Genomic DNA, 11,613 nt, shown 5'->3' on the forward strand with positions numbered 1-11,613 from the left:
TGGTGGACCTGCAGCGCACCAGCGACAAGCTCGTGGAGCGCGGCATCCGCACGGTCATGATGGTGACGGGCGTCGAGTACGAGGCGGCCGACGCAGTGCTCGACAAGTGCGACGGGCACGTCAAGACGGCCATCGTCATGATCCTCGCGGACGTGGACGCCGAGGAGGCACGGCGCCGCTTGGAGAACACCGACGGGTTCGTGCGGCCGGCGATTGAAAGGGAGTCCTAGCTCGCCTCGTCGACGAGCGCTTCCGCCTGCTTCACGAACCGCCTCGCATCCTCCAGGTGGCCCTCAACTCATGACGGCTCCGGGCGATCCAGTTCGTAGTCGCACCGCTGCTGATCCGTTCGGAGGCGGGAAAAGATTTGAAGCTCGATGGGCTCATTTCGGAGCCGGTGTCCGAGCTGATTTTCTACGCCCTTATGTGTCGCCGGTCGTACGTCCCGGGACGCCAGCAGTACCCGGGCTGCCTCGTAAACTCCATAGTACGCCCGGCTCGCAGCATCGGCCGGGAACCCCTCCTCGAGGAGAAGCGCCGACGCCTCCAGACGCTCCCAGGCCACGTCGAATCCGATCCGGAAGCGTTCTTTCATAGTTCGATTCCGTTCTCTTTCGCCCATTCGCCCCGACGCCCCGTTTCCGAATCGTGGTGCGTGATGATGTGGAGGTCCCAGTCCGTCTGGTCCATCACCTCGTACGCAATGCGGGTCACATCGTCGGTCTCCTCGAACGGCTCGTACGGTTCACGGAGAATGACAAAGACTTCCACGGCTCCTTCGAGTTCTCCTTCGGTCGGAGACAGTCCCTCATAAGGATCCTCCGGCACGGCATACACCCCTGCGAGGCGATCCTCATAATGCTCCCGGTAGCGGCGCGAGAGCGTGGCCAGGACGTCGGCGGGCGTGCGGGTAACTTGCATGGCTCCAGTGAATCAGTTTCAGAGTAGGACTTTTTGTACAGCGCCAAGGCCCGATGTGTCCCGCAGCCAGCCAGGCCGCGTCCGCGCGCACTGCTCCCGCGCTGCCCTGTGCTACGAGTCCCCGCATCAGGCCCCGCCCCGACGCGAATCATCAACAGCCGAGGCTTTTCGTCGCCCTCCGCCCGCCACTCCCCCATCTCCCGCACCACAAATCCGGCCTCGACGCCCGTGTTGACGAATTCCGACACCGGATGCGTAAAGGCGTCGATGACGATCGTCTCGCCGGTCGCCTCATCCTCAACGTGTGCCTGTCTGCCAACAAACTGCCGGTACGAGTGTAGCTCCGTGAGGTAGAACGTGCCCCCGTCCCGCACCACGCGTCGCGCCTCCCGGAAGACCGGGCCGAGGGTCTCCACGTGCTCCAGCACCGGCGTGGCCACGACCGCGTCGAAGCGACCCGCTTCGAACGGCCACAGCGCCGTGACGTCGAGCGTTCGGAGCGTCACCGACTCGGAATCGAGGCGCTCCCGCGCACGGATGAGCATCTCGTCGGACACGTCTGTAGCCACCACGTGCCCCACCTGCGCGGCGAGCCACTGCGTGTTTTTTAGCCCGGTGCCGCATCCGAGTTCGAGTACGGCATCGTCGTTCTCGATAAATGGTTGTTTTCGAGGGACTTCTGCGTTCAGTTCGCGGGTGTCATTGGCGTCGGTGTCGTACTGCGCCGCCCACCGGTCGTAGGCGTCGCGGGGCTTCGTGGCCATCGCTGCTCCGGATTCGGGAAGACTGTTCGCGGACGCAGATCAAACGGGATGCACCCGCGGACGTGCCCACCCCGTTTCACGTGAAACATGCCCTCACTCTACGCTCCTCGCTTCACCCACACGCATCGAACTCCTTGAAATAAAAAGGCGTCCCGGCGGGACGCCTCTACTCTTCCATCCTTACTCTCGATCTTCCACCCTCAACCACGCCCCTCGCCCCTCCCACCACGCGTTGCACGTGAAACATCTGCGACTCTTCGCCGCCCCCTGGACCGACGCGCAGCGACGGAGGAACCTCCCCGCTCGTGTGCGCCGTTGACTCTTCCGACGTGAGCACTCCCACCGCCCGCGCCCGTCCCGCTACCCCCGACCGCCGCTAATGTTGCGGCGTCGGGCTTTCGGTGTTTGGGGTGCCCTACCGCTGCCGATAAACTCCAGAAAACCGACCGACCGCCTGTGTCCCTCTCCTCCATCGCCAACCGCATCGAGACGACCTCGGCCGTGACGCGCCTCCGGGGCTGGACCGCGGAAGCGCAGCGCGGCGACCGCGCGCCGACGCTCTACGTGAACGGCGCCGCCGGTTCCCTCCCCGCGTTCCTCCTCTACCACCTCCACCGCGAGCCCGGCGCGCCGCTCTGCTGCCTGGTGCCCGACGAGGATGCGGCGGCGTACCTGCAGAGTGATCTGGAGCAGCTATTGAGCGATCCGGAGGACACGCTCCTCCGCGTGCCCGCCACGCAGAAAACGCCCTACGATCCGGAGCAGATGTCGGACTCGACGCCTCTCATCGAGCGGGCCGACGCGCTGCAGCGGCTGGCGGAGGGCTTCGACGGCGTCCTCGTCACGAGCGTCCCCGCCGTGGGCGAACTCGTGCCGCCCCCGCAGGCCGTGCAGCGGGAGACGCTGACCGTGGAGACGGGCGAGGAGATTTCCCTGGAGGCCCTGGCCGACCGGCTGCTGGAGCAGGACTTTTCGCCGGTCGAGTTCGTGGAGGAGCCCGGCGAGTTTGCGCGGCGCGGGGGCCTCCTTGACGTCTTCCCGTACGCCGGCACCTACCCGATCCGCATCGACTTCTTTGGCGACGAGATCGACGGCCTGCGCGAGTTCGACCCGCAGACGCAGCGCTCGGTGAGCCGCCTCACCACCGCCCGCCTCGTGCCCAATCTAGAGCGGGAAGAAGGCGCCCGCGGATCCATCCCGCTTTTCGAGTACCTGCCCGAGAGCGCCGTGCTCGCCACGGTCGACGAGGCGCAGATTCGGGAGGGCGCGCAGGCGCAGTACGACGAGGCCGTGTCGGCCTTCGAGGAGCGAAAGGACGAGCGTTCGGACGCCGACGACGCGGACGAGGACCCAGATGCCCTCACGCCGCCCGACCAGCGCTACATGGACGGCGATCAACTCAAGGAGGCCCTGACGCGGCATCCGCGACTCCAGTTCGGTACCTTTACCGGCACCGCCCCCACCAACGGGACGCCGACCGACACGCTCGACCTCGAGGCCGACCCGCAGCCGTCCTTCAACAGCGACATGGACCTGGTGCGGGACCGGCTCGAAGAAAATGGCGAGCGCGACCTCGACACGTTTCTCCTCTGCGACAGTCAGGGCCAAAGCTCGCGTCTCCGGGATCTCTTAGAGACAGAGATCGATCACGGCTGGGCGCGGCTCGTGGTGGAGTCGCTGCACGAGGGCTTCGAGTGGCCCGGGGCCAAGCTGGCCGTCTACACCGACCACCAGATCTTTAACCGCTACCACCGCCCCTCCACCAAGCAGCGCAAGGGACACGCGGACGGGATGAACCTGCGCGACATCAAGAATCTGACACGGGGCGATTTCGTGGTGCACGTGGACCACGGGATCGGCAAGTTCGCGGGCATGAAGAAGATCACCGTCCGCGGCAAGAAGCAGGAGGCCGTGCGCCTCAACTTTGCCGACGACGACGTGCTCTACGTCAACGTCCACGCCCTCCACAAGCTCAACAAGTACACCGGCAAGGAGGGCCATCAGCCCACCCTCACGAAGCTTGGCTCCGATCAGTGGGAGAAGAAAAAGCAGCGCACGAAGGATCAGGTCAAGGACGTTGCGCGCGACCTGATCAAGCTGTACGCGAAGCGGAAGGCCTCCGACGGCTACGCGTACTCGTCGGACACCACCTGGCAGCGCGAGATGGAGGCGAGCTTCGAGTTCGAGGATACGCCGGATCAGGCCGACGCCGCCGAGGCGGTGAAGCGCGACATGGAGGAGCCGGTGCCGATGGACCGCCTCGTGTGTGGCGATGTGGGCTTCGGCAAGACGGAGGTGGCCGTGCGCGCCGCCTTCAAGGCCGTGCAGGACGGCAAGCAGGTGGCCATGCTGGTGCCCACCACCATCCTCGCGCAGCAGCACCACGAGACGTTCAGCCGCCGCCTGGAGCGCTTCCCGGTGAATGTGGAGGTGCTCTCCCGCTTCCGCACGCAGGCCGACCAGACCGAGGTGGTGGAGAAGCTCGAGCAGGGGCAGGTCGATATTCTCATCGGTACGCACCGCATCACGAGCGACGACATCGAGTTCGACGATCTCGGTCTGCTCGTGGTCGACGAGGAACAGCGCTTCGGGGTGAAGACGAAGGAGAAGCTTCGCAAGATGCGGGAGGACATCGATACGCTCACCCTCACGGCCACGCCCATCCCGCGGACGCTGCAGTTCTCCCTCCTCGGCGCCCGGGACCTGTCGCTCATCGAGACGCCGCCCCCGAACCGCCAGCCCATCAACACCGAGATCCACACCTTCGACGAAGACCTCATCCGCGACGCCATCGTCTACGAGACGAGCCGTGGCGGGCAGGTCTTCTTCATCCACAACCGCGTGAAGACGATCAACGAGGTGGCCGAGATGGTGCGCGCCATGGTGCCGAACGTGCGGGTGGGCGTGGGCCACGGCCAGATGAGCTCCAGCAAGCTCGAGGACGTGATGGTCGATTTCCTCGACGAGAAGCTCGACGTGCTCGTCTCCACCTCCATCATCGAGAACGGGCTCGACATCTCGAACGCCAACACGATGATCATCAACCACGCGGGCGAGCACTTCGGCCTTTCCGAACTGCACCAGCTCCGGGGCCGCGTGGGGCGGTCGCAGCGGAAGGCGTTCTGCTACCTGCTCGTGCCCTCCATCCACAGCCTCACGGATAACGCCCGCGAGCGGCTCAAGGCGGTGGAACAGTTCTCGGACCTCGGCAGCGGGTTCGACATCGCCATGCGCGACCTCGACATCCGCGGCGCCGGCTCCCTCCTGGGCGCCGAGCAGAGCGGCTTCATCGAGGACGTGGGCTACGAGACGTACCACAAGATCCTCGACCAGGCGGTGAAGGAGCTGCGGGACGAGGAGTTTGAGGATGTCTTTGACGGGGAGGCCGTGCCGCCCGGCCCCGAGACGTCGGTCGACGTGGAAGTGGACGCCTACATTCCGGAGTCGTACCTGCGGGACAACACCGAGCGCCTCAATCTCTACCGCCGCATCAGCGACGCGCCGGACGAGACGACGCTCGTGGACCTGCTCGACGAGATGGAGGACCGCTTCGGCGACGTGCCCGGGCCAGTGCAGAACCTGCTTACGGCCGCCCGTCTCCGTCTCCTCGGCGAAGAGCTCCGGATGCCGAAGGTGGTCTACAAGAACGAGCGCCTCTTCCTCTACCTTCCCAGCGAGGACGCCGACCCGTACTTCTACGACGAGGTCTTCCACCCGCTCCTCGAGAAGCTCGCCGTGCTCGACCGCGAGTACGTGATGAAGGACGACGTGGAGGGCGGCCTCATGCGCGCCATCATTCAGGACGTGCCAACGCTCAACGACGCGCTCGAGATCATGGAGGGATTGCTGCTGGAGGAGACGGAGACGGTGGCGACGGTCGAGGCTTGACTCCAGAGCCAGAGCAAGAGGTGTTTCACGTGAAACTCTGGGAGCATGGAGGCTCTAGACGCTTAGAGGAAAGGAGGCAAAACGCCCTGCCTCCACGACTCCGATACATCCGTTCCTCCGGAGCGTATCAGACCAAAACCACCTCGATCGGTCCGTCGTAGGCAAGGAGATCGTGGTCGGTGGTGTAGAGCTCCTCCGCGTCGTGTCGAAGGGCCGTAGTGAGCATCATGGCGTCGGCCATTGACAGGTCGTTGCCATGCGAGAGCCGCGCCGCCTCGTCGAGAAACGAATTGGAGAGCACCCGCTCCACCTCGCACGCATCGCCGACAACGTTGACGAGCCATTCCGCGTCCTCCATGTCCAAAACGCCGCGGTCCCCCAGCTTCTTCAGCTCGTAGATGACCAGTCCGTTCGCGATGCCCAGCCCATCCTCCCTCGCCAGATCTCGGAGGACCTGACGGTGCGTCTCGGAGAGTTTTCCGGTGGCGTACTTGACGAAGTATCCGGTGTCGAATCCGCGTCGCATGGCCTCTACGCTGACGAGTGAGGAGGCGAAAAGGCGTCTACGGGCGCTCCGGATCGTCCTGCCGGATGTCGCCGAGCGCCTCGTCGAGGTCGCCGTGGGCCTCGACCGAACCCGCCCGCCGGTCGAGATCGTCGATGGCACGGCGGCGACGGATCCGCTTCAGGTACGACTCAGCAGCCCGGGCGTAGAACTCACTAGGCCCTCCTCCTCGGCCATCGCCTCGACTTCCTCCCCAATCTCGTCACGAATCGATACGCTGTGTCGCATGGGAATTCCGGAGGCGAATGTCGATGACTATGCATAACTCAATGCATAAACTGACGATGATAAACGGGGTTCGTGGTCGTCCACGTTATGGAAGAGGTGCGGCAGGTGTCAATGAAATGGACCTGCTCTTTTCCTATTCCCCGTCATTCCGTGAGGCGATTCGTCAATCTTCCACCGGACGCCCGCTCCCGACGATGCGATCGTCATGACTATCGCGGCGGCGCGTACTTCATCACGACGAACACGAAGAAACGCGCTCCCCTCTTCGGCACGGTCGAGCGTGGGCGGATGCACCTAAACCGCTACGGCAGAATCGTGGCCGAGGAATGGAAACGAACCGGCGAGCTCCGAGACGAGGTTTCCCTGGACACCTTCATCGTGATGCCGGATCACGTTCACGGCCTCCTTTGGATATGCCACTCTCCAACAGAATCGGAGAGCGAAGAAAACCCTGGGAAGGGCGGTCGCGAGGCGCGCCTCGCGACCTCTTCAAAACTACCACCCGGCCTCGAAAAACCGGAGCCAGGCACCCTGTCCACAATCGTTGGGGCTTTCAAATCAGCCGTCACCCGCCGCATCAACGAGAAGCGAGACGCGCCGGGAGAGACGATCTGGCAAGCGAGCTTCCACGACCGCATCGTCCGCAACCGACGCTACATCCGCGCGAATCCGCAAGAGTGGTCGCGGTCAGATTAGGACGAATCGGAAAGATGCTCCGACAGAAAGTCGTCAATCGTCCGGAGATACTCGTCCGCCGACACGAGAAACCCATCGTTGTGCCCGCCCTCGATCTCCAGGAACTGCTTCGGCTCGGCGGCCGCCTCGTAGACTCGTCGCCCCAGTTCAAACGGCACGACACGGTCGTCGCGGCTGTGGATGAAGAGCTTCGGCGCGTCAATTTCTGGCACGCGCGACTCGTTGTCGAACTGATTCGTGGCGAGGGTCCGGACCGGGAGAAAGGAGTAGTGGTGCGCCCCCACGTCGGGCACATTCGTAAACACCGACTCCAGGATCACCGCACCGGGCTGCTTTCGGGTCGCGAGCCACGTCGCCGCCCCACCGCCCATCGACCGTCCAAAGACGATAATCTCTTGGGGCGCAAGGCCTTTTGTCGCCGTCAGGTACCGCCAGCAGGCCGCCGCGTCGCGGTAGATGCCCTCCTCCGACGGCGAGCCTGTGCTCTGCCCGTACCCGCGGTAATCGACGATCAAGACGTTGAGGCCCAGCTGGTGAAACTGCTGCACGCTTTCCAGCCGCCCGGAAATGTTTCCGGCGTTGCCGTGGAAGAAGAGGAGCGTATGCTCCGCGGAGACACCGGGACTCGTTTCACGTGAAACATCGGGCGCGGGGATCCACCAGCCGTGGAGCGTCTCGCCGTCGTCCGTATCGAGGTGCACGGTCTCGTACGACATCCCCGCGTCGTCGGGCGTGGCGAGCAGGCGGCCGCTCGGCTGGAAGAGGAGCTGATCCTGAAAAGCGAACGCAAGAGCGACGATTGCTCCGTAGCCGACGGCGAGCCCGATGGCGGTGTTGATCATTGTGCGACGCATGGAAGTGAGCGGATCGCAAGGAAGTCCGCGGGCCTGCGGAGATTGCAACGTTCCACGTGAAACATAGCGCTACGAGCGCATCGCCACAACTCTTTTTCCCTGAAGGAGTCGTTGCGGGTGAAGAGCACAACAATGCTGCTCGCAGCGATCTCCCCAATTTCTCTGGAACCGCAGAGGTCGGAAAAGGAATCCATGTACAGAAAGGCGAATCTCAATTCTCCCACTTCCGCCCATGACATTGGACCGACCGACTGAGATGCCCGAGATTTTGCGCGTTACCGAGCTGGAGCAGGTGGGGACCTACTCGCTCAAGGTCACTTTCAACGACGGAACCACGAAACGCGTGAACCTCCGTCCCCTCCTCTGGGGCGAGGTCTTCGAGCCGCTCCGCGACCCAGATCGGTTCAGCGAGGTGTACCTCGACGAGAAGATAGGCACCGTCGCGTGGCCGAACGGCGCCGACCTCGCGCCCGAGGCGCTGTACGACTTAGAGGACGAGCAGGCGGTTGCTTAACGTGGCGAACGGGACTCTCCGTTACGCACCGCCACGATCTCTTTTTCCCCGAAGAACCCGTCCCGCCCGAGAAGCTCGCCCAGCGAGTGCCGTTCGATCGCGACGTCCGAGTCGAACGCGCGAAGATCCACGAGCTCCTCACTCAGGTCGCCGCCCTTCAGCGCCAGAAGGCCCGGCGGCCACCCGTCGTCGTCCGGCGTGTCGTCGAGCGGGACCGCCACGTGGCGATGCCATCGCCAGAGCTCCGCAAGTGGGGCCGTAGCGCGGGAGACCGAGTAGTGCGCCTCACCGGTCCACGCCTCCGCCCGCCCGTTCCACGTGAAACAATTCTCCAGCCCCAGCCGCCGCGCGATCGTGCGCACGGCCCGACTCTTCTTCCCCACCGAGTCGACGCCCACGACGGTCACCTCCGGCTCGCAGATCGCGAGCGGGATTGCAGGCAGCCCGCCCCCCGTCCCCCAGTCGACGATGGTGCTTCCCGCCGGGAAGTCGCGGGCCGTGAGCGTCAGGCAGTGCAGCAGGTGGCGCGTCCGGAAGGCATCTTCCGTCTCCGGCGAGATGAGGTTGACGCGCTGGTTGAAGCGGAGGAGTTGCTCCTCGAAGCGGTCGAGTTGCTCTCGCTGCTCTGCCGTGAGTTGCTCGAAGGGATCCCAGGTGCGCGTGTCCATGGTGGGCAGCCAGCATGCGACGGTCGAGGCGAGATCAGCGTGGATGCATGGAGGCTGTGGAGGCATGGAGGCAAAAACGTCTGTGCCTCCGATCATCCATGCGTCCAGACTTCCACGCTATCCGCTCACCGAAACCGCCGTTTCACGTGAAACACCGAAGCCATCGCCCGCCACGGTGTCGAGATCGCGGTCCTTGGGGAGCGGCTCGACGCCCTCGTTCTTGAGGAGCACCATGAGGACGGAGATGTCGGAGGCCCGGACGCCCGGCACGCGCGAGGCCTGCCCCAGGTTGTCCGGCTCCACCTTGCTCAGCTTCTCGCGGGCCTCCTTCGAGATGTTGTCGAGCGCGTGGTAGTCGAAGTCGTCGGGAATCGGCCAGCGCTCCTTCTCCTCCATCTCCTCCACCATGTCCTGCTGCCGGTCGATGTAGCCCTCGTACTTGAGGTCAATCTCGATGAGGCGCGGGGCGCTGAGCATCCCCGGCGCCTCCGTCACCACCTCGTCGTAGATCCCGGCGTGACGGAGAAGGTCCTCGGAATCGACCTCCGGCCGCTTGCAGAGCTGAATCACGGGCCGGGGCTGGTTGAGCGTCGAGGTGCCCACTTCCTGCAGGTAGTCGTCCACCTGCTCGGGCGTCACGGTGGTGTCGGACAGTGTTTCACGTGTAACATCAATCGCGTGCTCTTTCGCCTTCATGCGCTCGTAGCGCTCCTGCGAGGCGAGGCCCAGTTTGTGCCCGAGCTCGGTGAGGCGGAGGTCGGCGTTGTCCTGGCGCAGCAGAATGCGGTGCTCGGCGCGGCTCGTGAACATGCGGTACGGCTCGTCGGTGCCCTTCGCCACGAGGTCGTCGATGAGGACGCCGATGTAGGCCTCCGACCGCTTCAGCACGATCGGGTCGGTGTCCCGCAGCTTCTGCACCGCATTGATGCCCGCCATGATGCCCTGCGCCGCCGCCTCCTCGTAGCCGGTGGTGCCGTTGATCTGCCCCGCGAAGAAGAGGCCGTCCACGTACTTCGTCTCCAGGCTGTACTGGATCTGGTACGGGGGGAAGAAGTCGTACTCGATGGCGTAGCCGGGCCGGTGCATGTGCGCCTCCTCGAGGCCCGGGATGGTGCGGAGCGCTTCGAACTGCACCTCTTCCGGCAGACTCGACGAGAAGCCGTTCAGGTAGATCTCGTGCGTGTCCCGCCCCTCCGGCTCGATAAAGAGCTGGTGGTGATCCTTCTCGGAGAAGCGGTCGATCTTGTCCTCGATCGACGGGCAGTAGCGCGGTCCGTCTGCGTCGATGCGCCCCGAAAACATCGGGCTCCGGTCGAAGCCCGTCCGCAGCACCTCGTGCGTCTCGGGCGTCGTGTCCGTGAGCCAGCAGCAGAGCTGCTCGTCGACCGGCGGCAGGCCATCGGTCATGAATGAGAAGGCCGTGGCGTCGGGGTCGGCGGGCTGCTTCTCCATGACGCTGTAGTCGATGGAGCGGCCGTCCACCCGCGGGGGCGTGCCCGTCTTCAGCCGCCCGCTCTCGAAGCCGAGGTCGTGCAGGCAGCCCGTGATGCCGTGCGAGGCACTCTCCCCAATGCGCCCGCCCCCGAAGTTCTGCTCTCCCACGTGGATCACGCCGTTCGAGAAGGTGCCCGTGGTGAGGACGACACAGGGAGCGCGGAACTTCTTGTCCATGTTTGTCCGCACGCCGGTCACCGTCTCGCCCGCATCGTCGGTCAGGATTTCTTTCACCATGTCCGACCGCATCTTCAGATTGTCGATGGCCTCCAACTCCTGCCGGATGGCCCGGGCGTAGGCGCGGCGACCGCACTGCGCCCGCGGTCCCCACACGGCGGGGCCTTTGCTCTTGTTGAGCATCCGAAACTGAATGCCGGCCCGATCGGTCGCCTTGCCCATGATGCCCCCCAACGCGTCGATCTCGCGGGCAATGTGCCCCTTGCCGATGCCGCCGATGGCGGGATTGCAGGACATCTGCCCGATGTCCGCGAGCTTCATGGTGATGAGCAACGTATCGGCGCCCATATTGGCCGCCGCGGCCGCCGCCTCGCTGCCGCTGTGGCCGCCACCAACGACGATGACGTCGTACTCGAAGTAGTCCTGGTGCATGACAATTGAGCCCGTGTTCGAAAGCAGAAGTCTACAGAGGAGGATGCCGAGCCCCGGCGCTTCTCCTTAACGAGTCGCCCGCCGCCGTGTGCCCGCCCCGCCCGCCGGACAATCGGCAAAAACCAAGAAAACGGCCCTCAGAGACGCTCAGACAGGGTCGACACGTGATTTTTCCAGACGAGGACCCAGTATCAACTCGTACGACACGTGCTTTGTCCAGAACGTCGCTCCCACCTCCACTTCGGCTTCCTCCACGTCGGCGGTGCGCTCTCTCTGCCGAGCGGTGCAATCCCGCCAATCACGCCCACACGCCCAAACTCCCACACGCATCAGCCTCCCATCTTCCGCAAAAAGCGCTGCACGGTGCGCTGCGTGGGCAGCTCGTCCTCGTCGACGTGCTCGGCCAGTTCTT

Annotated in this window: 11 protein-coding genes and 1 pseudogene; 5 read left to right on the forward strand and 7 right to left on the reverse strand. The window is 64.6% G+C overall.

The features are described 5' to 3' along the window. A pseudogene (murQ, locus tag ABEL04_RS06285) lies at positions 1-230 on the forward strand (N-acetylmuramic acid 6-phosphate etherase); the annotation flags it as partial. A gap of 68 nt (positions 231-298) precedes the next feature. Here the strand turns inward: murQ and ABEL04_RS06290 are convergent. The 3 genes from ABEL04_RS06290 to ABEL04_RS06300 are packed head-to-tail and all read right to left on the reverse strand — an operon-like array spanning position 299 to position 1,685. Beyond that, positions 299-595 (reverse strand): HEPN domain-containing protein, encoded by a 297-nt coding sequence (locus tag ABEL04_RS06290; protein ID WP_375801535.1) that lies wholly within the window; start codon positions 593-595, stop codon positions 299-301. Continuing rightward, positions 592-714 carry a hypothetical protein gene (locus tag ABEL04_RS06295; RefSeq protein WP_375801536.1) on the reverse strand — a complete coding sequence of 41 codons (123 nt, stop codon included), beginning with the start codon at positions 712-714 and terminating at the stop codon, positions 592-594. The genes ABEL04_RS06290 and ABEL04_RS06295 overlap by 4 nt, the downstream gene beginning before the upstream one ends. Then, positions 711-1,685, reverse strand: a complete 975-nt coding sequence (locus tag ABEL04_RS06300) for a class I SAM-dependent methyltransferase (RefSeq protein ID WP_375801537.1) — start codon at positions 1,683-1,685, stop codon at positions 711-713. The genes ABEL04_RS06295 and ABEL04_RS06300 overlap by 4 nt, the downstream gene beginning before the upstream one ends. Before the next feature lie 456 nt (positions 1,686-2,141). On the opposite strand from ABEL04_RS06300, the gene mfd reads away from it, so the two are divergent. Further along, entirely contained in the window at positions 2,142-5,573 is a 3,432-nt protein-coding gene (mfd, locus tag ABEL04_RS06305) for a transcription-repair coupling factor (RefSeq protein ID WP_375801538.1), read from the forward strand. Between the two features lie 127 nt (positions 5,574-5,700). Here mfd and ABEL04_RS06310 read toward each other — a convergent pair whose 3' ends face one another. Then, a complete protein-coding gene (locus ABEL04_RS06310) occupies positions 5,701-6,099 on the reverse strand; it encodes a type II toxin-antitoxin system VapC family toxin (RefSeq protein WP_375801539.1) in 399 nt (132 codons plus the stop codon). Between ABEL04_RS06310 and ABEL04_RS06315 the strand changes: the two genes are divergently transcribed. Together ABEL04_RS06315 and ABEL04_RS06320 are read left to right on the forward strand one after the other, a co-directional pair. Then, complete coding sequence (locus tag ABEL04_RS06315) at positions 6,098-6,403, forward strand: hypothetical protein (protein WP_375801540.1); 306 nt, start codon at positions 6,098-6,100, stop codon at positions 6,401-6,403. The two genes, ABEL04_RS06310 and ABEL04_RS06315, sit on opposite strands and share 2 nt — an antisense overlap. A gap of 113 nt (positions 6,404-6,516) precedes the next feature. Beyond that, the gene (locus tag ABEL04_RS06320; RefSeq protein WP_375801541.1) at positions 6,517-7,062 is read left to right on the forward strand and encodes a transposase; all 546 of its coding nucleotides are present in this window, start codon (positions 6,517-6,519) and stop codon (positions 7,060-7,062) included. Here the strand turns inward: ABEL04_RS06320 and ABEL04_RS06325 are convergent. Beyond that, positions 7,059-7,916 carry an alpha/beta hydrolase gene (locus tag ABEL04_RS06325; protein WP_375801542.1) on the reverse strand — a complete coding sequence of 286 codons (858 nt, stop codon included), beginning with the start codon at positions 7,914-7,916 and terminating at the stop codon, positions 7,059-7,061. The two genes, ABEL04_RS06320 and ABEL04_RS06325, sit on opposite strands and share 4 nt — an antisense overlap. Positions 7,917-8,172: 256 nt before the next feature. Between ABEL04_RS06325 and ABEL04_RS06330 the strand changes: the two genes are divergently transcribed. After that, a complete protein-coding gene (locus tag ABEL04_RS06330) occupies positions 8,173-8,430 on the forward strand; it encodes a DUF2442 domain-containing protein (RefSeq protein WP_375801543.1) in 258 nt (85 codons plus the stop codon). On the opposite strand, the gene ABEL04_RS06335 is transcribed toward ABEL04_RS06330, so the two are convergent. Together ABEL04_RS06335 and mnmG are read right to left on the reverse strand one after the other, a co-directional pair. Beyond that, positions 8,427-9,098, reverse strand: coding sequence for a 16S rRNA (guanine(527)-N(7))-methyltransferase RsmG (locus ABEL04_RS06335; RefSeq protein WP_375801544.1), 672 nt, complete (start codon positions 9,096-9,098; stop codon positions 8,427-8,429). The two genes, ABEL04_RS06330 and ABEL04_RS06335, sit on opposite strands and share 4 nt — an antisense overlap. A gap of 117 nt (positions 9,099-9,215) precedes the next feature. Beyond that, positions 9,216-11,201 carry a tRNA uridine-5-carboxymethylaminomethyl(34) synthesis enzyme MnmG gene (mnmG, locus tag ABEL04_RS06340; protein WP_375801545.1) on the reverse strand — a complete coding sequence of 662 codons (1,986 nt, stop codon included), beginning with the start codon at positions 11,199-11,201 and terminating at the stop codon, positions 9,216-9,218. Positions 11,202-11,613 lie beyond the last annotated feature (412 nt).

The sequence above is a fragment of the Salinibacter sp. genome (assembly GCF_042218895.1).
Lineage (GTDB): Bacteria > Bacteroidota > Rhodothermia > Rhodothermales > Salinibacteraceae > Salinibacter.

What these genes read in the sequence shown, in the direction of transcription:
- ABEL04_RS06310 (WP_375801539.1), bottom strand. Translation starts at nt 6,099, where the DNA reads ATGCGACGCGGATTCGACACCGGATACTTCGTCAAGTACGCCACCGGA.
- mnmG (WP_375801545.1), bottom strand. Translation starts at nt 11,201, where the DNA reads ATGCACCAGGACTACTTCGAGTACGACGTCATCGTCGTTGGTGGCGGC.
- ABEL04_RS06300 (WP_375801537.1), bottom strand. Translation starts at nt 1,685, where the DNA reads ATGGCCACGAAGCCCCGCGACGCCTACGACCGGTGGGCGGCGCAGTAC.
- ABEL04_RS06325 (WP_375801542.1), bottom strand. Translation starts at nt 7,916, where the DNA reads ATGCGTCGCACAATGATCAACACCGCCATCGGGCTCGCCGTCGGCTAC.
- ABEL04_RS06315 (WP_375801540.1), top strand. Translation starts at nt 6,098, where the DNA reads ATGGCCTCTACGCTGACGAGTGAGGAGGCGAAAAGGCGTCTACGGGCG.
- ABEL04_RS06290 (WP_375801535.1), bottom strand. Translation starts at nt 595, where the DNA reads ATGAAAGAACGCTTCCGGATCGGATTCGACGTGGCCTGGGAGCGTCTG.
- ABEL04_RS06330 (WP_375801543.1), top strand. Translation starts at nt 8,173, where the DNA reads ATGCCCGAGATTTTGCGCGTTACCGAGCTGGAGCAGGTGGGGACCTAC.
- ABEL04_RS06335 (WP_375801544.1), bottom strand. Translation starts at nt 9,098, where the DNA reads ATGGACACGCGCACCTGGGATCCCTTCGAGCAACTCACGGCAGAGCAG.